The sequence below is a fragment of the Bradyrhizobium sp. USDA 10063 genome, assembly GCF_054063735.1.
In genome coordinates this window covers 6,404,776-6,424,458 of the sequence record NZ_JBSSGP010000002.1, presented here as the reverse complement: position 1 = coordinate 6,424,458, position 19,683 = coordinate 6,404,776, and the positions used below count along the sequence as shown (strand labels likewise).

Annotated in this window: 17 protein-coding genes, 1 other RNA gene and 1 pseudogene; 7 read left to right on the top strand and 12 right to left on the bottom strand. The window is 65.5% G+C overall.

The window, feature by feature from the left end:
- Nucleotides 1–63 precede the first annotated feature (63 nt).
- On the top strand, nucleotides 64–1,230 hold the full coding sequence (gene dapE / locus ACVJGD_RS32370; RefSeq protein WP_456638013.1) for a succinyl-diaminopimelate desuccinylase: 1,167 nt from the start codon (nucleotides 64–66) through the stop codon (nucleotides 1,228–1,230).
- 164 nt (nucleotides 1,231–1,394) lie between these two features.
- Here the strand turns inward: dapE and truA are convergent, their stop codons facing one another.
- The 3 genes from truA to def all read right to left on the bottom strand — a co-directional run bounded on the left by truA (nucleotide 1,395) and on the right by def (nucleotide 3,743).
- Nucleotides 1,395–2,132, bottom strand: coding sequence for a tRNA pseudouridine(38-40) synthase TruA (gene truA / locus ACVJGD_RS32365; protein WP_456638012.1), 738 nt, complete (start codon nucleotides 2,130–2,132; stop codon nucleotides 1,395–1,397).
- A 6-nt stretch (nucleotides 2,133–2,138) separates the two neighbouring features.
- Entirely contained in the window at nucleotides 2,139–3,074 is a 936-nt protein-coding gene (gene fmt, locus ACVJGD_RS32360) for a methionyl-tRNA formyltransferase (RefSeq protein ID WP_456638011.1), read from the bottom strand.
- 141 nt (nucleotides 3,075–3,215) lie between these two features.
- Complete coding sequence (gene def / locus ACVJGD_RS32355) at nucleotides 3,216–3,743, bottom strand: peptide deformylase (RefSeq protein WP_456638010.1); 528 nt, start codon at nucleotides 3,741–3,743, stop codon at nucleotides 3,216–3,218.
- Nucleotides 3,744–3,912: 169 nt separating this feature from the next.
- Here def and ACVJGD_RS32350 point away from each other — a divergent pair, with 169 nt between their 5' ends.
- Nucleotides 3,913–5,121 carry a DNA recombination protein RmuC gene (locus ACVJGD_RS32350; RefSeq protein ID WP_456638009.1) on the top strand — a complete coding sequence of 403 codons (1,209 nt, stop codon included), beginning with the start codon at nucleotides 3,913–3,915 and terminating at the stop codon, nucleotides 5,119–5,121.
- Between the two features lie 42 nt (nucleotides 5,122–5,163).
- Nucleotides 5,164–6,535: pseudogene (locus ACVJGD_RS32345) on the top strand (AmpG family muropeptide MFS transporter).
- A 56-nt stretch (nucleotides 6,536–6,591) separates the two neighbouring features.
- Here the strand turns inward: ACVJGD_RS32345 and ACVJGD_RS32340 are convergent.
- From ACVJGD_RS32340 to ffs, 5 genes are all read right to left on the bottom strand, one after another.
- Complete coding sequence (locus ACVJGD_RS32340) at nucleotides 6,592–7,026, bottom strand: hypothetical protein (RefSeq protein ID WP_456638008.1); 435 nt, start codon at nucleotides 7,024–7,026, stop codon at nucleotides 6,592–6,594.
- A gap of 25 nt (nucleotides 7,027–7,051) precedes the next feature.
- Nucleotides 7,052–7,657, bottom strand: coding sequence for a recombination mediator RecR (gene recR, locus ACVJGD_RS32335; protein WP_456638007.1), 606 nt, complete (start codon nucleotides 7,655–7,657; stop codon nucleotides 7,052–7,054).
- Nucleotide 7,658: 1 nt separating this feature from the next.
- On the bottom strand, nucleotides 7,659–7,979 hold the full coding sequence (locus tag ACVJGD_RS32330; protein ID WP_130584317.1) for a YbaB/EbfC family nucleoid-associated protein: 321 nt from the start codon (nucleotides 7,977–7,979) through the stop codon (nucleotides 7,659–7,661).
- 42 nt (nucleotides 7,980–8,021) lie between these two features.
- Nucleotides 8,022–9,830: a DNA polymerase III subunit gamma/tau gene (locus ACVJGD_RS32325; protein ID WP_456638006.1), complete on the bottom strand. Its 1,809-nt coding sequence runs from the start codon at nucleotides 9,828–9,830 to the stop codon at nucleotides 8,022–8,024.
- Nucleotides 9,831–9,939: 109 nt separating this feature from the next.
- Nucleotides 9,940–10,036, bottom strand: an RNA gene (gene ffs, locus ACVJGD_RS32320) — signal recognition particle sRNA small type.
- Nucleotides 10,037–10,239: 203 nt separating this feature from the next.
- Between ffs and ACVJGD_RS32315 the strand changes: the two genes are divergently transcribed.
- The 4 genes from ACVJGD_RS32315 to ACVJGD_RS32300 all read left to right on the top strand — a co-directional run bounded on the left by ACVJGD_RS32315 (nucleotide 10,240) and on the right by ACVJGD_RS32300 (nucleotide 13,227).
- Nucleotides 10,240–10,659, top strand: coding sequence for an HIT domain-containing protein (locus ACVJGD_RS32315; RefSeq protein ID WP_456638005.1), 420 nt, complete (start codon nucleotides 10,240–10,242; stop codon nucleotides 10,657–10,659).
- Nucleotides 10,660–10,667: 8 nt separating this feature from the next.
- Entirely contained in the window at nucleotides 10,668–11,618 is a 951-nt protein-coding gene (gene nudC / locus ACVJGD_RS32310; protein WP_456638004.1) for an NAD(+) diphosphatase, read from the top strand.
- A gap of 78 nt (nucleotides 11,619–11,696) precedes the next feature.
- Nucleotides 11,697–12,659: a sugar kinase gene (locus tag ACVJGD_RS32305; protein ID WP_456640446.1), complete on the top strand. Its 963-nt coding sequence runs from the start codon at nucleotides 11,697–11,699 to the stop codon at nucleotides 12,657–12,659.
- A gap of 64 nt (nucleotides 12,660–12,723) precedes the next feature.
- On the top strand, nucleotides 12,724–13,227 hold the full coding sequence (locus tag ACVJGD_RS32300; protein ID WP_456638003.1) for an Lrp/AsnC family transcriptional regulator: 504 nt from the start codon (nucleotides 12,724–12,726) through the stop codon (nucleotides 13,225–13,227).
- A 142-nt stretch (nucleotides 13,228–13,369) separates the two neighbouring features.
- On the opposite strand, the gene ACVJGD_RS32295 is transcribed toward ACVJGD_RS32300, so the two are convergent.
- The 4 genes from ACVJGD_RS32295 to ACVJGD_RS32280 all read right to left on the bottom strand — a co-directional run bounded on the left by ACVJGD_RS32295 (nucleotide 13,370) and on the right by ACVJGD_RS32280 (nucleotide 19,674).
- Nucleotides 13,370–14,869, bottom strand: coding sequence for a phosphomannomutase/phosphoglucomutase (locus ACVJGD_RS32295; protein ID WP_456638002.1), 1,500 nt, complete (start codon nucleotides 14,867–14,869; stop codon nucleotides 13,370–13,372).
- Between the two features lie 237 nt (nucleotides 14,870–15,106).
- Complete coding sequence (locus ACVJGD_RS32290) at nucleotides 15,107–15,619, bottom strand: TIGR02281 family clan AA aspartic protease (protein WP_456638001.1); 513 nt, start codon at nucleotides 15,617–15,619, stop codon at nucleotides 15,107–15,109.
- A gap of 142 nt (nucleotides 15,620–15,761) precedes the next feature.
- Nucleotides 15,762–18,236: an ATP-dependent helicase HrpB gene (gene hrpB / locus ACVJGD_RS32285; RefSeq protein ID WP_456638000.1), complete on the bottom strand. Its 2,475-nt coding sequence runs from the start codon at nucleotides 18,234–18,236 to the stop codon at nucleotides 15,762–15,764.
- Between the two features lie 121 nt (nucleotides 18,237–18,357).
- Nucleotides 18,358–19,674: a UDP-glucose dehydrogenase family protein gene (locus ACVJGD_RS32280; protein WP_456637999.1), complete on the bottom strand. Its 1,317-nt coding sequence runs from the start codon at nucleotides 19,672–19,674 to the stop codon at nucleotides 18,358–18,360.
- Nucleotides 19,675–19,683 lie beyond the last annotated feature (9 nt).

Here is a 19,683-nt window from a genome sequence, read left to right as displayed (position 1 = left end):
GCAACACGAAATCGTGCCGTAGAAGGCTGGCCCGCCGCTGCGGTGGCGTGTTAAGTCCGTAGCATGACTGATGCGATCTCCATCACGCGCGACCTTGTCCGCTGCCCTTCCGTCACCCCCGCCGACGCCGGCGCGCTCGGCGTGCTCGAGAACATCCTGAAAGCCGCCGGCTTCGAGGTGCATCGCGTCACGTTCAGCGAGCCCGGCACCGCTGATGTCGACAACCTCTATGCGCGCATCGGCGATCAGGCGCCGCACATCACCTTTGCCGGCCATACCGACGTGGTGCCGCCGGGCGACGAGTCCGCCTGGACCCATGGCCCGTTCTCCGGCGAGGTGAAGGACGGCTTTCTCTACGGCCGCGGCGCCGTCGATATGAAGGGCGGCATCGCCTGCAGCGTCGCCGCGGTGCTGGAATATCTGAAGGACCATGGCGGCAGGCCGCAAGAGGACGGTAAAGGTTCGATCTCGTTCCTGGTCACGGGCGACGAGGAAGACGTTTCCATCAATGGCACCGTCAAACTCCTGAAGTGGGCGGCGGAGCGCGGCGAAAAGTTCGATCATTGCGTGCTCGGCGAGCCCTCCAATGTCGAGGTGCTCGGCGACACCATCAAGGTCGGCCGCCGCGGCTCGCAATCCGGCACGCTCTATGTCGATGGCGTGCAGGGCCATGTCGCCTATCCGCACCGCGCTTCCAATCCGGTGCCGGACATTTCGCGATTGATCGTGGCGCTCAGCGACGAGCCGCTCGACCACGGCAACGCGCAATTCCAGGCTTCCAACCTCGAATTCACATCCGTCGACGTCGGCAATGCCGCGAGCAACGTCATCCCCGGCCAGGCGCGGGCGAAATTCAACATCCGCTACAACAACAACCACACCCAGGAGAGCCTGCGCAAGCTGGTGGAGGAGCGGCTCGCCAAGGCCTGCGGCAACCGCATCCGCGCCCGCATCGCCTGGGAGCCGTCGAACTCCAACGTGTTCGTGACCAAGCCCGGCCCGTTCACCGACCTTGCGGTGGCAGCGATCGAATCGGTGACCGGACGCAAGCCCGAGCTTTCGACCTCGGGCGGCACGTCGGATGCGCGCTTCATCTCCAGCTATTGCCCGGTGATCGAGTTCGGCCTGGTCGGCCAGACCATGCACCAGATCGACGAACGCACGCCGATCGCGGACCTGGAAAAACTGACGCAAGTCTATCGCGGCGTGCTGGACAGGTATTTTGAGTAATCTCTACGACTGAGGCGCTTGCTCCGCCGTCGCCACCCACTCCGCTGTCATCGTCCGCGAAGGCGGACGATCCAGTAGTCCGCGGCGTCTCGGTCAAGCTACCAACGCCGTTGCTTACTGGATACCCCGCCTTCGCGGGGTATGACGGGGGGAGAGTTGCGCCCTCAATACTCCACCCGCACCAGGTACAGCCCCTCCGGCGGTGCCACCGGCCCGCAGGCGGCGCGGTTGCGGGCGGCTAGCGCTGCGGCGAGATCGTCGGCGGTCCAGCGGCCTTCGCCGACCCAGACCAGCGAGCCGACCATCGAGCGCACCTGGCTGTGCAGGAATGAGCGCGCCGAGGTGATGATGCTGACCGCATCGCCGTTGCGCGCAACGTCAAGCTGATCGAGCGTCTTCACCGGCGATTTGGCCTGGCATTCGGTGTCGCGAAAGGTCGTGAAATCGTGCTTGCCGATCAGGCGCTGCGCGGCCTCATGCATCGCCTCCGTATCGAGATGGCGCGGCACGCGCCAGACGCGGCCGATGTCGAGCGCGAGGTTCGCACGCGTGTTCCTGATGCGATAGAGATAATGGCGCTTCTTAGCCGAAAAGCGCGCCTCGAAATCGTCAGGCACGATCTCGGCTGCGAGCACCGCGACCGGATTCGGACGCAGATGCGCGTTCAGCCCGTCGCGCAGACGGTCCGCTCGAAACGGCTTTGCGATGTCGCAATGCGCGATCTGCCCGAGCGCGTGCACGCCGGCATCGGTGCGACCGGAGCCATGGACGCGCACGTCCTCGCCGCACATCGCCTTCACCGCAGCCTCCAGCGCGCCCTGCACGGTCGGCGCGTTGTCCTGGATCTGCCAGCCGCAGAACGGCGTGCCGTCATATTCGATGGTGAGCTTGTAGCGGGGCATGACGGCTTAAGTGAACCGCGCGCCGGCCTTCAGCGGCGTGCCGCGCAGGAAGTCGACCGACTTCATCCGCGCCTTGCCTTCACGCTGCAGTTCGAGGACGCGGATGGCGCCCTCGCCGCAAGCGATTGCAAGGTTGTCGTCGAGCACTGTGCCCGGCGCGCCCGAGCCGCTCGCCGGTTCGCAACGGAGAATCTTGATGCGTACCGGTTCGCCATCGCCTCCCAACTCGGCCCACGCGCCCGGGAACGGCGACAGGCCGTGAATGTGCCGCAGCACGGCGTGCGCAGGTCGGCTCCAATCGATCCGCGCCTCGGCCTTCTCGATCTTGGCGGCGTAGGTGACGCCGTCCTCACTCTGCTTAGTCAGTTGCAGCGCACCGCGTTCCAGCGCGGCCATCGCCCGCACCATGAGGTCGGCACCGAGCGGGGCCAGTGCATCGTGCAGGTCGGCCGCCGTCATCCGGTCGGTGATCGCAAGCCGCTCGGCCATCGCGACGTCGCCGGTGTCGAGACCGACATCCACCTTCATCACCATCACACCGGTCTCGGCGTCGCCGGCCATGATGGCGCGGTTGATCGGCGCCGCGCCGCGCCAGCGCGGCAACAGCGACGCGTGCAGGTTGTAGCAGCCAAGCCTTGGCGCATCGAGGATCGCCTGCGGCAGGATCATGCCATAGGCAACCACGACGGCCGCATCCGCCTGGTGGGCGCGGAATTCTTCCAGCGCTTCCGGCGTCTTCAACGTCTTCGGCGTCAGCACGGCAATGCCGAGCCGCCGCGCCTCCTGCTCGACCGGCGTCGGTTGCAATTGCAGGCCGCGACGCCCGCCCGGTTTCGGCGCACGGGTGTAGACGGCGGCGATCTCGTGGCCGTGCCCGGCCAGTTCGAGCAGCGTCGGCACGGCGAAATCGGGCGTACCCATGAAGATCAGGCGGAGGGGCATGGGGCGGGTTACCTTGGCTGAAGGTAAAAGTACTCGTCATGGCCGAGCTTGTCCCGGCCATCCACGTCTTCGTGCTCGCGGCGCGAAAGGACGTGGATGCCCGGCACAAGGCCGGGCATGACGGCAGATAGAGTGTCGACCCTACTCCGCCGCGCGTTTAGCGGCCTTGGCGAACTTCTTCAGCACGCGGTCGCGTTTCAGCTTCGACAGATAGTCCACGAACAGGATGCCGTTCAAATGGTCGATCTCGTGCTGGATGCAGGTGGCGAAGAGGCCCTCGGCGTCCTCCTCGTGCACCTTGCCGTCGAGATCGGTGAAGCGCACGCGCACCCGCGCCGGCCGCTCGACCTCCTCGTAATATTCGGGGATCGACAGGCAGCCCTCTTCATAGACCGACTTCTCCTCGGACGCCGAGATGATCTCCGGGTTGATGAAGACGCGCGGCTTGGGCGTGGTCTCGCCGTTCTCGTCCTTTTTCGCGAGATCCATGGTGACCAGCCGCAGCGGCTGCGCGACCTGGATCGCGGCCAGCCCGATGCCGGGCGCCGCATACATGGTCTCGAACATGTCGTCGACCAGCTTGCGGATCTCGGGCGTGATCTTTTCCACGCGTTTGGAGACGAGCCGCAACTGCCTGTCCGGCAGGATGATGATTTCTCTTAAGGCCATGGCGGGCGATTTAAGCGCTTGATATGCCGGGGTCAATCGATCCGGAACCGGTTAAGACGGCCTTAACCATGATTCCTCAGGCTTTCTTAACCACGAAACTTCACGGCTTGTTAACCATAAATGTTCCACTTTCGTTCGCGCCTGCCGCCGAATCGGCTATAGCGCTTCCATGAACGAGATTCTCTTCATGGTCGGCGACTGGCCGGTCCGCATCGCCGACACGCTGGTCGCGTTCGGCGTGCTCGTGCTCGTCCTGCTGCTGACGATCGCCATCGTGATCGCGCGGTCCTCCCGGCGCGGCGCGGAATTGGCGATGGCCCAGACCATCCGCGCCGATGAACTGGAAGAGCGGCTCGGCGAGGTGCTGCGCGCCCAGAGCGAGGCGAGCGGCCGGGTCGATGCGATGACGCAGGCGCTCGCCGGCCGCCAGGCCGAGATGGCGCGCGCGGTCAACGAGCGCCTGGATTCGGTCACCCACCGTGTCGGCCAATCGATGGAACAGACCACGCGCCATACGATGGACAGCCTGCGCCATCTGCACGAGCGGCTCGGCATCATCGACAACGCGCACAAGAACCTCACCGACCTGACGACGCAAGTGACGACGCTGCGCGACGTGCTCGCCAACAAGCAGTCGCGCGGCGCCTTCGGCCAGGCGCGGATGGAGGCGATCGTGCAGGACGGTCTGCCGAAGGATTCCTACGAATTCCAGTTCACGCTCTCGAGCGGCAAGCGGCCGGATTGCGTGGTGTTCCTACCGGACCAGCGCCCGCTCTGCATCGACGCGAAATTCCCGCTCGAGGCGATGACAGCGCTGCACGACGCCCGCAGCGACGAGGAGCGAAAATACGCAAGCCAGCGCCTGCGCAACGACGTGATGAAGCATGTCAGCGACATCGCGGAAAAATACCTGATCGCCGGCGAGACCCAGGATACCGCGCTGATGTTCGTGCCGTCGGAATCGGTCTATGCCGAAATCCATGACGGCTTCGACGATGTGATCCAGAAGGCTTACCGCGCCCGCGTGGTGCTGGTGTCGCCCTCGCTGCTAATGCTCGCGATCCAGGTGATGCAGCAGATCATGAAGGACGCGCGGATGCGCGATGCCGCCGACCAGATCCGCACCGAGGTGATCAAGCTCGGCGACGATCTGTCGCGGCTGCGAGAACGCGTGCTCAAGCTGCAGAACCATTTCTCGCAGGTGAACGAGGACGTGCGCCAGATCCTGGTCTCCGCCGACAAGATCGAAAAGCGCGCCGGCCGCATCGAGGAGCTCGATTTCAGCAAGTCGGACGCCCCGGTGGAACTGCCGCGGATCGTGACCAGCGGCAGGCCCGAGCTGTTCCCCGCTCCGCCCAAGCTGCAGGCGGGGGAGTAGGACAGGGGCGGATTTTCCCGTCGAATCTGCTAACAGGGCTGCATGACCGCGCCTGAAGCGACAGCCGCCGCCACCGAAAAAGCCGAGCCTGCCGCCGCCTCCTGGCGCGACAGCCTTGCCGTCTATCTGCAGCCGCGCGTCCTGATCGTGCTGATGCTGGGCTTCTCCTCCGGCCTGCCGCTGGCGCTGTCGGGGTCGACGCTGCAGGTGTGGATGCGCGAGGTCGGCGTCGATCTCGGCACCATCGGCCTGCTCGCGCTGGTGGGCACGCCCTACACGCTGAAATTCCTCTGGGCGCCGCTGGTCGATGCGCTTCACGTGCCATTCTTCACGCGACACTTCGGAAGGCGCCGCGGCTGGCTGTTGTTCTCGCAACTGTTGCTGATCACCACGATTCTCGTGCTCGCGATCGCCGATCCCGCGCGCTCACCCTGGTTCGCCGCCCTTGCCGCGCTCCTGGTCGCCACCACCTCCTCGACGCAGGACATCGTCGTCGATGCCTTCCGCGTGGAGAGCCTGCCCGAGAGCGAGCAGGCCGCCGGCATGGCCTCCTATGTCGCGGCCTACCGCATCGGCATGCTGGTCTCGACCGCGGGCGCGCTGTTCATCGTCAGCGGGTTCGAGGGCGGCGGCCTAGTGCGGTCGTCGGCCTGGATGTGGGGCTATGTGGTGATGGCCGCGCTGGTCGTGATCGGCGCGATCACCGCGCTGGTGGCGACCGAGCCGGCCGCAGTCCAAGGACGCCGAAGCGGCCACGGCCGCGGAAACGGCATTCTCGCGCGTGATTCACGCGGCGGTCGGCGCCTTCTCCGAGTTCCTGAGCCGGCGCGATGCCATTGCGGCGCTCGCCTTCGTCGTGCTGTTCAAGTTCACCGACGCATTTTCCGGGACGATGACGGCGCCCTTCGTGATCGACATCGGTTTCAGCAAGGTCGACTACGCCGCGATCGTCAAAGGCGTGGGACTGGCCGCGACCCTGATCGGCGGCTTTGCCGGCGGCTTCGTCGCGCGACGCTATTCGCTGGCAACGAGCCTGTGGATCGGCGGCGTCGTGCAGGCACTCGCCAACCTCTCCTTCTCCTGGCTCGCGCTGGTCGGCGTCAACCAGTGGGCGCTGGCGCTCGCGATCACCTGCGAGAACTTCACCAGCGCGATCGGCACCGTCATCTTCGTCGCCTATCTCTCGGCGCTGTGCCGCAATCCCCTGCACACGGCGACGCAATATGCGCTGCTGACCGCGCTGGCCGCTGTGGGGCGCACCTATCTCTCGTCAGGCGCGGGCTTCGTCGCCAAGGCGACAGGCTGGCCGCTGTTCTTCGTGATCTGCGTGCTGGTCGCGATCCCGAGCCTGATCCTGCTCGCCTGGCTGCAACGACGTGGGCATTTCGACGAGCTCGGGCCGGTAAAGGTGTAATCCCTCGCTGCGTCCCGGCCAAGCGAAGCGCGAGCCGGGACGACGGCTGAGAGCGATCAATGCTTCGTCACCACGCTCCACTTGGTGACCACCGCCTCACTCATCTGGCCGGCCTCCTCCGCGCAGGCGACTTCGTCGACTTTCACCGAGATTTCCTTGCCGACAAAGGGCCTCAGTTGCGCAGCCTGGGCGTCATTGGCAGGGACAAGCTGGAACGTCTCAGGACCCGTCTCGAGATTGCACAGCCCGTTCGGCGGCGGCAGGCGGCGCGGTTCGCTGGTCAACTGATAGGTTGCGATGCGCTTGCCGGCTTTCTTGATGTCGCGGACGCGCAATGTGTTGAGTTCGCCCGACAGCACGTCGCCGGCATGAATCGGCTTGCCCGGCTTCGGCGAAGGCTCCTCCTCTTGGGCCAGCGCGGCAGGTGCGGCCAGCGCCGCTCCCAGAATGACCGCAAAGCACAGGCGAATGCCGAATCGGTGTTTCGTCATCTCGTTCAGTTCCGTTGATCTTTAGCTAGAAGAGCGTTCGCTGCCGCATGGCTGCGGATAGCGTACCTTCATCGAGGTAATCAAGCTCGCCGCCGACCGGCACGCCATGCGCCAGCCGTGTCACCCTGACATTGGCGTCTTGAAGCAGATCGGTGATGTAGTGCGCCGTGGTCTGGCCATCCACGGTTGCATTCAGCGCCAGGATGATCTCGCTCACCTCCGGATCATGCGCGCGCGCTACGAGCTGGTCGATGGTGAGATCCTGCGGGCCGACGCCATCGAGCGGCGACAGCGTCGCGCCGAGGACGTGATAGCGTCCATTGGTCGCGTTCGCCCGTTCCAGCGCCCAGAGATCGGCGACGTCGGCGACCACGACGATGATGGACGGATCGCGCCGCGGATCGGTGCAGACCGTGCAGGGATTCTGCGTATCGATATTGCCGCAGGTCTTGCAGACCTGGATCTTATCGATCGCCACCTGCAGCGCCGAGGCGAGCGGCGTCATCAGGGCTTCGCGCTTCTTGATCAGGTGCAGCGCCGCGCGCCGGGCCGAGCGTGGACCGAGGCCCGGCAGCCGCGCCAGGAGCTGGATCAGGCGCTCGATTTCAGGTCCGGCGACGCTTGTGGCCATTTCAGGTGAGACCAAGTCCGGGCGGCAGGCCGAGCCCGCCGGTGAGCGCCTGCATCTTCTCCTGCACCGCGAGTTCCGCCTTGCGGCGCGCGTCATTATGCGCGGTGACCAGGAGATCTTCGAGTATCTCGCGTTCCTCCGGCTTCATCAGTGACGGATCGATCCTGACGCCCTTGACTTCCATCTTCGCGCTCATGCGCACGGCGACGAGGCCGCCGCCGGAAATGCCCTCGACTTCGACATTGCCGAGCTCTTCCTGCATCGCCTGCATCTTGGACTGCAGTTGCGCCGCCTGCTTCATCATGCCGAGAAAATCAGCCATCGGTGGTCCCTTCAATTTGTTCGCGCATGATCCCCGATCGCGCTAATCGTCGCCGTCGCCACTCTCGATAGGGTCTTCCCCGACAATATCGGTTTCCGCCGGCTCGGCGGCAAGCCTGCGCACCTCGACGACCTTGGCGCCGGGAAAACGGGCCAGGACCTCCTTCACCCGCGGATCGGCTTCGGCCGCGCGCTCGCGCTGGCTCTTCTCGGCGAGATTTTGCGAGCGAATGGTCGGCTGCCCGGCCTCGTTGGAGACGATCACGGTCCAGCGCCGGCCGGTCCATTGTTCCAGTTTGCGCGAGAGGTCGGTGACGAGGCCGCGCGAGGCGTGCGGCTCCAGCGCGATCTCGAGCCGGCCGTCGTCGATGCGCACCAGCCGCACGTCCGCTTCGAGCGCGCCCTTGATCATCAAATCGCGCTTCTCGCCGGCCAGCGCTAGGAGCTGCATGAAGCTGGTGATGCGGAGCGCGGGCGCCGACTGCGTCTCGGGCGCCGCGGCCTGCGGTCGCAGCGAGGCTTCCGCGCTGGCCCGGGGCACGGCTGTGGGAGCACGCGCCGGCGATGACGCAATCGAGGAGACAGGCGCCGATGGCGCGGCCCGCGACGCGGCGGCGCCGCCCGCGACCACCGGCGATCCGCCGCCGTTCTGCTCGATCATCCTGATCGCCTCGTCCGGCGTCGGCAGGTCTGCGACGTAGGCGATCCGCACCAACACCATCTCGGCGGCGGCCGCCGGGCGGGTGGCGGTCTGCACCTCGGCGATGCCCTTGAGCAGCATCTGCCACATCCGCGACAGCACCCGCATCGACAGCTTGGCTGCGAACTCGCGGGCGCGGACGCGCTCGGTCTCGCCAAACGCCACGTTATCGGCGGTGGCGGGCACGATCTTCACGCGGGTGACGAAATTGACGAATTCGGCGAGGTCGGAAAGCACCACGACCGGATCGGCGCCGACATCGTATTGCGCGCGGAATTCGGTGAAGGCAGCCGCGATGTCGCCGCGCGCCAGCGAATCGAAGAGCTCGATCACCCGGGTGCGGTCGGCAAGGCCGAGCATCTGCCGCACTTCCTCCGCGCGCACGGTTCCGGCCGCATGCGCGATCGCCTGGTCGAACAGCGACAGCGAATCGCGCACCGAGCCCTCCGCGGCGCGCGCGATGATGCCGAGCGCTTCCGGCTCGACCTCGACGCCTTCCTTGGCCGCGATGTTGGAAAGATGCGTCATCAGCACATCGGCCTCGACCCGGCGCAGGTCGAAACGCTGGCAGCGCGAGAGCACCGTGACCGGCACTTTACGGATTTCGGTGGTGGCGAAAACGAATTTGGCGTGCTCCGGCGGCTCTTCCAGCGTCTTCAGGAACGCATTGAAGGCCGCGGTCGAGAGCATGTGGACTTCGTCGATGATGTAGACCTTGTAGCGGGCGCTCGCCGGCGCATAGCGCACGCTGTCATTGATCTGGCGCACGTCGTCGACGCCGGTATGGGAGGCGGCGTCCATCTCCAGCACGTCCATGTGCCGGCTTTCCATGATCGCCTGGCAGTGCAGGCCGAGCACGGGCATCTGGATGCTCGGCCCCTTCACCGAGCCGTCAGGCAATTCATAGTTCAGCGCACGGGCGAGGATGCGGGCGGTGGTGGTCTTGCCGACCCCACGCACCCCGGTCAGGATCCAGGCCTGCGGGATTCGTCCGGTCTCGAACGCGTTCGAGACCGTGCGCACCATGGCCTCCTGGCCGATCAGGTCCTCAAAGCTGGAGGGGCGGTATTTGCGCGCCAGCACCCGGTAGGGCCGCGCGTCGGCTTGGCCGGCGCCGTCAGCCTGATTTGGGGGAGCGCCAGCGTCGTTCATCGGTCGATCCGCAATTGAATGTCTCTCGGGCCGGCTTTGCGGAAAGGAGCGGAATCGAATGCAAAACCGCGGAACATCCGGCTTACGCACGATTCGCTCGGAAAAACAGGTAGGAGACTGACGAGCGACCCGATCCGGACCTCGTTAGGGCTGCTTCCTTCCGGACCTGACCCGGTTGGCGAGTGGCTCGTCCACCGCCAATCTCCCGGTCCCTATTTGGGGCCAAAAGGGCCGGAAAGCAAGCGTGGCGCGAGGCGCGTTTGCAGGACTTGTGCGGGAACGCAGAAAGGCTTTAGGTGCCGTCATGCCCGGGCCTGTCCCGGGCATCCACGTCTTCCTCTTGTCTTCCTCTTGGCCGTAACAAGACGTGGATGGCCGGAACAAGTCCGGCCATGACGGGGAAATATGCATGTCCGCCTCCGCCTGGTCACTGCACGCACGCCTCAAGGAAGACACGATCGACATCGGCGACCTGCCGCTGAGCCGGGTGCTGGTCATCAAGGACGCCAATTACCCCTGGCTGTTGCTGGTGCCGCGCCGCGAGGGCGCGGTTGAGATCATCGACCTCGAGGAGGTCGAGCAGGCGCAGCTCATGACCGAGATCTCCCGCGTCGCGCGCGCCCTGAAGGAAGTCACCAAATGCGACAAGCTGAACATCGCAGCGCTCGGCAATGCGGTGCCGCAGCTTCACGTCCACATCATCGCGCGCCGCACCACCGACGCCGCCTGGCCGCGCCCGGTGTGGGGCGTGGTGCCGCCGCTGGCGCATGATGCCGAAGAAGTGCAGAATTTCATCAGCGCGCTTCGCCGCAAGATCTGGTTGGGTTGAGAGAATAAATGTCAGCATTCGACAATTTTCCGCTGGGGCAGCCGGCTTTCGTCACCAATGTTCTCGACCGCGCTGCGCATCTGCGCACCAATGAGGAGAAGCTGTTCGCGCTGGAAAGCCGCCGCGACGCCCGCGCTTACGTGATCTACCGCGACTCGCTGGTGGTGAAGCAGGGCGAAACCGGTCCGCAGGCGCTGCTTTCGGTCGAGGAGGCGCTGAAATTCGGCGCCAATCCAGGCACGGTATTCCTGGGCCTGCGCGATGGTGCGCCGGTATTCGGCATGGGCATGGCGCCGCAGGCAGCGGAAAAGCTCGTCGGCCGCAGCGATGTCGCCGTCACCGAGCTACGCGGCATGGCGATGCAGGGCACCGTCCCACCCGACCAGCTTTCGGCAATCGCGATGGCAAAATCCATGGTGACTTGGCACCAGCGCCACGGCTTTTGTGCCAATTGCGGCGCGCGCACCGCAATGAAGGAGGGTGGCTGGAAGCGCGAATGTCCGAGCTGCAAGGCCGAGCATTTTCCGCGCACCGACCCGGTCGTCATCATGCTGGTGACCCACGGCGACAGATGCCTACTCGGCCGCCAGAATCGTTTTCCACCGGGGATGTATTCCTGCCTCGCGGGTTTCGTCGAAGCCGCCGAGACCATCGAGGACGCGGTCCGCCGCGAGATCTTCGAGGAGTCGGGAATCCGCTGCACCGACGTCAATTATTACATGACGCAGCCGTGGCCCTACCCGTCATCCCTGATGATCGGATGCACCGCGCGTGCGACCAATGAGGAGATCGTCGTCGACCGCACCGAGCTCGAAGATGCGCGCTGGTTCGATCGCGCGGAGGCGACCCTGATGCTCAAGCGGCAGCATCCCGACGGTCTGGCTGGTCCGCATCCTTTTGCCATTGCCCATCATTTGGTCGGACGCTGGCTGCATGGGGGTGACGCCGAGGGCGCATAGCGGGAACAGGTCCATGCACCAATCTATTAGCGGAGAGTGGTTCCGGCCGGGTCCGGAATCGTGATCATGGGCCACGAAATGAATTTCCACACTGCCGCGCCAAAGATTCCGCCGCGCATCCTCTGCGTTGGAATGCCGGTGCGAGACCTGACCTTTCGCGTGCGCGGCGTCCCCGGCCGCGGCTCCAAGGAAAATGCCACTCATTTCGAAGAGATCTGCGGCGGCAATGCGCTGAACGCCGCGATCGCCATCGTGCGGCTCGGCGGCCGCGCCTCGATCTGCGGACCGATCGGCGATGCGCGCGAGACGTCGTCGAAATATATGTTCGAAAAGATGGCCCATGAGGGCATCGATACCAAGCATATCGTGCATATGCCGGGCCTGGTGACGCCGATTTCGACCATCATGATCGACCCGACTGGCGAGCGCACCATCGTCACCTTCCGCGATCCGGAGTTGTGGAAGGTCCGCCTGCCCCGCGCAGATGTCCTGCTGGACGATTGCGCGGCGATCCTGACTGAGAGCCGATGTGCGGAGTTCTGCACCGATCTCTGCGCCGAGGCCAGGAAACGCGGCATCCCCGTCATCGTCGATGTCGACCGCGCGATGTCGCTCAGGGAGGGGCTGCTCACGGCCTCTTCCCATCTCGTGTTCTCGAGCGAGCCGTTGCAGGAGACGGCAGGTGTCACCGATGACGGCCAGGCGCTGAAGAAGATCGCCAAGCTGACGGGCTCGTTCCTGGCCGGAACGCGTGGGCCGCGCGGCACGATCTGGCTGAACGAACAGGGCGAACTGGAGGAGACGCCGGCCTTCCCTGTCCATACCGTCGATACGCTCGGGGCCGGCGACGTTTTCCATGGCGCGTTTGCGCTCGCCGTCACCGAAGGGCAGGAGCTGCGGGACGCTCTGCGATTTGCGTCCGCCGCCGCCGCGCTGAAATGCACCCGTTTTGGCGGCGCCTTCGCGGCCCCGCAACGCACTGAAGTTGAACAGCTTTTGGGAAAGGATCAGAGCGCCCGCCCGTGCGAGAGCAGCCAATAGGCTTGCTTTAGAAGATTTTTCTCTATATGAGGGATTTAGCCCCTTCATATGGAACTTTCTTCTCATGACCGAGCTCGCCGTCCCGCTGCACGATGCCAACCGCCGGCTTGACGCCATCGATCGCAAAATCCTGACCGTGTTGCAGGAGGACGCCTCCCTCTCGGTCGCCGAGATCGGCGATCGGGTCGGCCTGTCCTCCACTCCCTGCTGGAAGCGCATCCAGCGGCTCGAGGCCGACGGCGTGATCCTGCGCCGGGTTGCGCTGGTCGACCAGAACAAGATCGGGCTCGGCATCACCGTCTTCGTGTCGGTCGAGAGCGCCGACCATTCCGAGGCCTGGCTGCGCAAATTCGCCGACGCGGTGAGCGCCATGCCGGAGGTGATGGAGTTCTACCGGATGGCCGGTGACGTCGACTACATGCTGCGCGTCGTGGTCGCGGACATGTCGAGCTATGACATCTTCTACAAGAAGCTGATCAGCGCCGTGCCGCTGAAGAACGTCACCTCGCGCTTTGCGATGGAGAAGATCAAGTCAGTGACCGCGCTGCCGGTGCCGGCGGCGGCGTAAGCGCTTCGCGCCCGCCGTCATCGTCCGCGAAGGCGGACGATCCAGTATTACAGAGAGTTAGCGCGTTAGCCGAGACGCCGCGGCGTACTGGATACCCCGCATGCGCGGGGTATGACGACAGTGGGCGTGGCGAGCATCTCAATCAAATCTTCTGATTGTACTCACCGACCTCCGGATGCGTGCGCAGCACGCTATCCACCGTCTCGAACATGTCGCGCATGCGCTGCTCGCTGACCGGGCTTTCGACCACCACCACGAGCTCCGGCTTGTTGGAGGAGGCGCGCACCAGGCCCCAGCTCCCGTCCTCGACCGTGACGCGGACGCCGTTGACGGTGACGAGATCGCGGATCGCCTGGCCACCGATCTTCGCGCCCTTCTTTTGCAAGCCCTCGAAGTGCTTCACCACGGCGTCGACCACGCCGTATTTGGCCTCATCGGCGCAATGCGGCGACATCGTCGGCGACGACCAAGTTTTGGGCAGCGCCTCCTTCAGGTCGGCCATCGACTTGCCGGGCGCGCGGTCGAGCATCTCGCAGATCGCGATCGCCGAGACCAGGCCGTCGTCATAGCCACGGCCGAACGGCCTGTTGAAGAAGAAGTGGCCGGACTTCTCGAAGCCGGCGAGCGCCCCGAGCTCGTTGGTGCGGCGCTTCATGTAGGAGTGGCCGGTCTTCCAGTACGCAGTCTTGGCACCTTGTTTCTGCAACACCGGATCGGTGACGAAGAGGCCAGTCGATTTCACGTCGACCACGAACTGCGCATCCTTGTGGATCGCCGACATGTCGCGCGCCAGCATCACCCCGACCTTGTCGGCGAAGATCTCCTCGCCGGTGTTGTCGACCACGCCGCAGCGGTCGCCGTCGCCATCGAAGCCCAAACCGACATCGGCCTTGTGCTGCAAGACCGCGTCGCGGATCGCGTGCAGCATCTCCATGTCTTCCGGATTCGGATTGTATTTCGGGAAGGTATGGTCGAGCTCGGTGTCGAGCGGGATCACCTCGCAGCCGATCGCCTCCAGCACCTGCGGCGCGAACGCGCCGGCGGTGCCGTTGCCGCAGGCGGCCACCACCTTCAGCTTGCGCTTCAGCTTCGGCCGGTTGGTCAGGTCGGCGATGTAGCGCGCCGGGAAATTCTCGTGGAATTGATAGGCGCCGCCGGCCTTGTTGGTGAAGTCGGCATTGAGCACGATCTCCTTCAGCCGCGTCATCTCGTCGGGCCCGAAGGTCAGCGGGCGGTTGGCGCCCATCTTGACCCCGGTCCAGCCATTGTCGTTGTGCGAGGCGGTGACCATGGCGACGCAGGGCACGTCGAGATCAAACTGCGCGAAATACGCCATCGGCGTCACCGCGAGCCCGACGTCGTGCACCTTGCAGCCCGCCGCCATCAGGCCGGAGATCAACGCATATTTGATCGCGGCGGAATAGCCGCGGAAGTCGTGACCGGTGACGATCTCCTGTTTGACGCCGAGTTCCGCAATCAGCGCGCCGAGCCCCATGCCCAGCGCCTGCACCCCCATCAGATTGATTTCCTTGCCGAACAGCCAGCGCGCGTCATATTCGCGAAACCCGGTCGGCTTCACCATCGGCTCGGATTCGAAGGCATAGGTGTTCGGAACCAGAACGGGCTTGGGCTTTGGAAACATGTTGTGGCAGCCTCGCAAGTAGGAAAGTCGACGCTGCAGCCATAGCTAAAGGCCGATCGCAGCGAAAGGCGGGATCAGCGCTCTTGACCGACAATTGCGGCGGATTTGTTGGCCGGAGAAATGCCTACTCAGAAGGCATAAATGGCATCTGCAGTCGCGGCGAGCTGCAAGATTTGAGAGCTTCGCGATTTACAACGTCGACCGGCTCGTCAAATAGGCTGCGTCGTCAAACAAGCGTTACTGCTCCAGCACCAGCCGACCATTGGCGTATTCAAAGCGCTTCAGCTTGGACAGGAAGGACAGGCCGAGCAGGTTTTCCGAGAGCGCTTCGTCGGGCAGCACCATGGCGTCGACGTCGCGGACGATGAGGCCGCCGAGATCGATCATGGCAAGGCGGGTGCGCGCGGCCTTGATGGTACCGTTGGCAGTGGTGACGGTCGCGGTGTAGTCGCCGCGCGACGGGCGCAGGCCGAAGCGCGCGGCGGATTTCTCGTTCAGGGCGACGAGCGAGGCGCCGGTGTCGACCATGAAGTCGATGCGCTGGCCGTCGATGCGGCCGTCAGTCGCAAAATGTCCGCGGGAGTCGCGCGGAATGCTCAACGTGCGGCCGCCCTGGGCCAAGGTCTGAACGGGGATAGTCTTCGAAGCGGTCGTGGCGGAGGCAGACGCCGGCGTCATCTTGTCCGCCATCTGCGCCATGAAGCTGCCGAGGCCGATCAGGATGGCGGCGAAGATCACTATGTTACGCATGACGCCACGCACATTTCCGGGAACTGGCCGATTTCACCACGCCATCCACCAGCCCGCGACCGGCAATGGCGATGGAGCCTGCCATTTTCGCGAAAAGGATGAGTGAAGCGTTAACGGCAAGCCTGACAATGACGGCGCGGCCTCATGTCCCGCGAGGCTTCGCCCGGCGCGTCGGCACGGCATTGGCCGGGTCGTCGGGCCAGGGGTGTCTCGGGTAGCGCCCGCGCAGATCGGCGCGGACCGCGGCGTAACTGCCGCGCCAAAAACCCGGCAGGTCCTGCGTCACCTGCACCGGGCGCTGCGCCGGCGAGAGCAATTCCAGCACCAGCGGCACAGCGCCCTTTGCGATCGACGGATGGACGTTGAGCCCGAACAATTCCTGCAGCCGGACCGCGATGGTCGGACCCTGCTCGGCCTCGTAGTCGATCGGAAGCTGGCTGCCCGTCGGCGCCTCGAAATGGGTCGGGGCCTCCTGCTCCAGCCGGGCGCGCAGATTCCAGGGCAACAGCGCCATCAACGCATCCGAGAGATCGCCGGCCGAAAGCTCCTTCAGCGAGGTCTTGTCGTAAAGCGCCGGCACCAGCCAGGCCTCGCGCTCCCGCGCCAGCGCCTCGTCCGACAGATCCGGCCAGCTATCGCCTTCGGCCTTGCGCAGGAACATCACGCGGTCGCGCCATTGCTTCAGGTTTTTCGACCACGGCAGTCTGTCGAGGCCGGCGGCGATCAGCCCGTCGGCGAGCACGCGGGCGGTCTCCGCCGATGGTGACAACGCCATCGGCGCTTCCGAGAGCGTGATCGCATGCAGCGCGCGCTTGCGCCGCGCGCGCAGCGCCAGCGCACCGCGGTCGAAGGAAATGTCTTCCGTGGTCTCGATCTCACCTGCGAAACGCAGCTCGATCTCTTCGAGCGTGATCGGCGCCGCCAACAGGATCCGACCGCTCGCCGCCGTTCCGGTCAGCTCCCCGACCGCGATATAGGGCGAACGCGCAAGTGATGACGTCTGCTCAACGCCGGCGCCGCGGCCATTGGCGAGCACAAAGCTGCCATTGCCGCGGTTGCGGGCGACGCGGTCAGGGAAAGCGAAGGCGAGCATGGTGCCGGTGGAGAGCGTGCCTGCCGCCTCGGATGTCTTCGACGAAGTCACCTGCGATGCCCAGCGCCGCGCAAGGCTGCGCGCGCTCGAGGCGCGCTGTGAGCGATCGCGGCGGAACTGGTCGAGCCTGACATCGAGGTCGATGCTGTCGCCGCCGAGCCCGCGCTCGGTCAGCACCGCTGCGATCTCCGCGGCTTCTGCTGCCGCGCCAAACCGCGCCGAATCCACGATCATGCGGGCGAGCCGTGGTGGCAGCGCCAGCGCGCGCAGGCTGTTACCTTCCGCCGTGATCCGGCCGTCGGCATCGAGCGCGCCGAGTTCGCGGAGCAGCGCGCTTGCTTCGCTCCAGGCAGGCAGCGGCGGCGGATCAAGGAAAGCAAGGCCGGAGGCGTCGCCGACGCCCCATTGCGCGAGGTCGAGCACCAGCGAAGACAGGTCGGCGGACAGGATCTCCGGCTGGGTGTAGGGCGCGAGCGAGGCGGTCTGCGGCTCATCCCAGAGCCGGTAGCAGATACCAGGCTCGGTACGGCCGGCGCGGCCGCGGCGCTGGTCGACCGCGGCGCGGGAGGCACGCACGGTTTCCAGGCGCGTCAGGGCGATGTCGGGCTCATAGCGCGGGACGCGCGACAGGCCGGAGTCCACGACAATGCGGACTCCCTCGATGGTCAGCGAGGTCTCGGCGATCGAAGTCGCCAGCACCACCTTGCGGCGGCCTTTGGGCGCCGGCGCGATGGCGCGATCCTGAACGCTGGCGTCGAGCGCGCCGAACAGCGGCACGATCTCGATCGTGGCGTCATGGATGCGCTCTTGAAGGAAATTCTGCGTGCGGCGTATCTCGGCGGCGCCCGGCAGGAACGCCAGCACCGAGCCGGGATCGGCGCGAAGTGCTGTTACGATCGCCTCCGCCATCTGCCGCTCCAAGGGAACGTCCACTTTGCGGCCAAGATAGCGTGTCTCCACCGGAAAGGCGCGGCCTTCGCTCGCGACGACCGGCGCGTCGCCGAGCAGCCTTGCGACACGGGCGCCGTCGAGCGTTGCCGACATCACGAGCAGGCGAAGCTCCTCGCGCAGACCTTGTTGCGCGTCGCGCGCCAGTGCGAGCCCCAGATCGGCATCGAGCGAGCGCTCATGAAATTCGTCGAACAGGACAGCGGCAATGCCTGCGAGTTCGGGATCGTCGAGAATCTGGCGCGAGAAGATGCCTTCGGTGACGACCTCGATGCGGGTTGCGCGCGACACCTTCGAACCGAAGCGGACGCGATAGCCGACGGTCTCGCCGACCCGTTCGCCAAGCGTCTGCGCCATCCGCTCGGCACTGGCACGCGCCGCGATCCGCCGCGGCTCCAGCACGATGATCTTCTTGTCCTTAACCCAGGGCTCGTCGAGCAGCGCCAGCGGCACCCGCGTGGTTTTGCCGGCGCCGGGCGGCGCGACGAGCACGGCCGTGTTCTTCGCCGCAAGCGTCGCCGCGAGCTCGGGGAGCACCGCGTCGATTGGAAGTGAAGTGTCGAAATGACGGGGCACGGCCTCACCACGTCGTCATGCCCGGGCCCTTGTCCCGGGCATCCACGCTCTTTTTGCGCCCACACAACACAAGACGTGGATGGCCGGGACAAGCCCGGCCATGACGGGAAAGCGACAATCGCTACACCGGCGGTTCGGCTGCGCGGCCGACGCTGTCATAGCTGAAGCCGTGGGCGGCCATGTCCTCGGGGCGGTAGATATTCCGGAGATCGACCACGACCGGCTGCCGCAACAGGCCCTTCAGCCGCTCCAGGTCGAGCGTGCGGTACTGCACCCACTCGGTGACGACGACCATGGCATCGGCGCCGGTCACGCACTCATAGGGATCATCGCAGTACTGGATATCAGGCAGCTCCTTGCGCGCCTGCTCGATGCCGACAGGATCATGCGCCCGCACTTTTGCGCCCATGTCGAGCAGACCGGTGACGATCGGGATCGACGGCGCCTCCCGCATGTCGTCGGTCTCCGGCTTGAAGGTGAGGCCGAGCACGGCGACGGTCTTGCCGCGCAAATTGCCGGCGAGGCCCGCGACCTTGCGCGCCATCGCGCGCTTGCGGTTGTCGTTGACGCCGAGCACGGCCTCCACGATGCGCAAGTTCACGTCATGGTCCTGCGCGATCTTGATCAGCGCGCGGGTGTCCTTGGGGAAACAGGAGCCGCCGAAACCCGGGCCGGCATGCAGAAACTTGGAGCCGATGCGGTTGTCGAGACCGATGCCGCGCGCGACTTCCTGGACGTCGGCGCCGACCTTTTCGGAAAGATCGGCGATCTCGTTGATGAAGGTGATCTTGGTCGCGAGGAACGCGTTCGCGGCGTATTTGATCAGCTCCGCCGTGCGGCGCGCCGTGTACATCAGCGGCGCCTGGTTGAGCGACAGTGGCCGGTAGACATCACCGAGCACCTTTCGCGCCCGCTCATCCGACGTGCCGACCACGATGCGGTCTGGAAACTTGAAGTCGCGGATCGCCGCGCCCTCGCGGAGGAATTCCGGATTCGAGGCGACCGCGACATCGGCGGCCGGGTTGGCTTCGCGGATCAGGCGTTCGACCTCATCGCCGGTGCCGACCGGCACGGTCGATTTGGTCACCACCACCGTGAAGCCTTTGAGCGCAGCGGCGATCTCGCGGGCGGCGGCATAGACATAAGAGAGGTCGGCATGGCCGTCGCCGCGGCGCGAGGGCGTGCCGACCGCGATGAAGACTGCATCGGCTTCGGCGACCGGGTCCTTCAGATCGGTGGTGAAGTCGAGCCGCTTCGCCTTCACATTGGCGGCGACCAGGGCGTCCAGCCCCGGCTCGAAGATCGGGATTTCGCCGCGGCGAAGGGCGTTGATCTTCTCGACATCCTTGTCCACGCAGGTGACGTGGTGTCCGAAATCCGCAAAACACGCGCCAGACACCAATCCCACATAACCCGTGCCAATCATGGCGATGCGCATGAAACCACC

What these genes read in the sequence shown, in the direction of transcription:
- dapE (WP_456638013.1), top strand. Translation starts at nt 64, where the DNA reads ATGACTGATGCGATCTCCATCACGCGCGACCTTGTCCGCTGCCCTTCC.
- truA (WP_456638012.1), bottom strand. Translation starts at nt 2,132, where the DNA reads ATGCCCCGCTACAAGCTCACCATCGAATATGACGGCACGCCGTTCTGC.
- fmt (WP_456638011.1), bottom strand. Translation starts at nt 3,074, where the DNA reads ATGCCCCTCCGCCTGATCTTCATGGGTACGCCCGATTTCGCCGTGCCG.
- def (WP_456638010.1), bottom strand. Translation starts at nt 3,743, where the DNA reads ATGGCCTTAAGAGAAATCATCATCCTGCCGGACAGGCAGTTGCGGCTC.
- ACVJGD_RS32350 (WP_456638009.1), top strand. Translation starts at nt 3,913, where the DNA reads ATGAACGAGATTCTCTTCATGGTCGGCGACTGGCCGGTCCGCATCGCC.
- ACVJGD_RS32340 (WP_456638008.1), bottom strand. Translation starts at nt 7,026, where the DNA reads ATGACGAAACACCGATTCGGCATTCGCCTGTGCTTTGCGGTCATTCTG.
- recR (WP_456638007.1), bottom strand. Translation starts at nt 7,657, where the DNA reads ATGGCCACAAGCGTCGCCGGACCTGAAATCGAGCGCCTGATCCAGCTC.
- ACVJGD_RS32330 (WP_130584317.1), bottom strand. Translation starts at nt 7,979, where the DNA reads ATGGCTGATTTTCTCGGCATGATGAAGCAGGCGGCGCAACTGCAGTCC.
- ACVJGD_RS32325 (WP_456638006.1), bottom strand. Translation starts at nt 9,830, where the DNA reads ATGAACGACGCTGGCGCTCCCCCAAATCAGGCTGACGGCGCCGGCCAA.
- ACVJGD_RS32315 (WP_456638005.1), top strand. Translation starts at nt 10,240, where the DNA reads ATGTCCGCCTCCGCCTGGTCACTGCACGCACGCCTCAAGGAAGACACG.
- nudC (WP_456638004.1), top strand. Translation starts at nt 10,668, where the DNA reads ATGTCAGCATTCGACAATTTTCCGCTGGGGCAGCCGGCTTTCGTCACC.
- ACVJGD_RS32305 (WP_456640446.1), top strand. Translation starts at nt 11,697, where the DNA reads ATGAATTTCCACACTGCCGCGCCAAAGATTCCGCCGCGCATCCTCTGC.
- ACVJGD_RS32300 (WP_456638003.1), top strand. Translation starts at nt 12,724, where the DNA reads ATGACCGAGCTCGCCGTCCCGCTGCACGATGCCAACCGCCGGCTTGAC.
- ACVJGD_RS32295 (WP_456638002.1), bottom strand. Translation starts at nt 14,869, where the DNA reads ATGTTTCCAAAGCCCAAGCCCGTTCTGGTTCCGAACACCTATGCCTTC.
- ACVJGD_RS32290 (WP_456638001.1), bottom strand. Translation starts at nt 15,619, where the DNA reads ATGCGTAACATAGTGATCTTCGCCGCCATCCTGATCGGCCTCGGCAGC.
- ACVJGD_RS32280 (WP_456637999.1), bottom strand. Translation starts at nt 19,674, where the DNA reads ATGCGCATCGCCATGATTGGCACGGGTTATGTGGGATTGGTGTCTGGC.